Source organism: Mesorhizobium sp. M0870 (genome assembly GCF_040319775.1).
Lineage (GTDB): Bacteria > Pseudomonadota > Alphaproteobacteria > Rhizobiales > Rhizobiaceae > Mesorhizobium.
Map to the genome: position 1 here is coordinate 1 of NZ_JAMYOI010000088.1, position 577 is coordinate 577.

A 577-nucleotide genomic window follows, 5' to 3' on the forward strand; every position below is an offset into this window, starting at 1 on the left:
AGACGGTTCGCTGACACGACCGTTTCGTCCACCGAATCCGTTGTGGAGACGGTCGCATCTGGCATTTCGGCCGGCGAAGCTGACACGTTGACCGGCAAGCTGGCTCGATCGGATGCGTCACTTGCCACCGACAGGTTGCCGAGCGTTCCCGAGGGCTTTGCACGCGAGACAGCACTGGGCGCCTCAGCGCCGAAGGTTTGCGCCAGTACGTTCGCCACGTCCGAAGCCCGCCGGTACAGCAGTGGACGCACGTGAATGTTTGCCGTCGCCTGCGACGCACTATCCAGTTTGAGGACCGCCTGGCGGACCTGCTTGAGAGCCGCAGGATCTTCTGCCACGACCAGGATACCATTCAGTCGCTCTAGCGCCGCAAATTGGACAATCCTTCCTTCTTGCCCATTCCGCGTAAACAACAAACTGAGTTCTCGTTCAACGTCGGCCGGGCTCGCTTGAGACAGCGTATACAGCGCGAAGGACTTGCGAACCATAGCGTCGGTATCGAAAAGACCGACCAGTTCCCGCACAGAACTCACGGATCCCGGCGGTCCACTGACAACAATGCCCCTCCCCCCGGGGG

1 protein-coding gene is annotated in these 577 nt (G+C 60.8%); it reads right to left on the reverse strand.

Annotation, left to right across the window (positions count from 1 at the left end; translation table 11 throughout):
- On the reverse strand, positions 1-524 hold a 524-nt coding region (locus NKH97_RS33250; protein ID WP_352799994.1), incomplete at its 3' end, for a hypothetical protein.
- Positions 525-577: the final 53 nt, after the last annotated feature.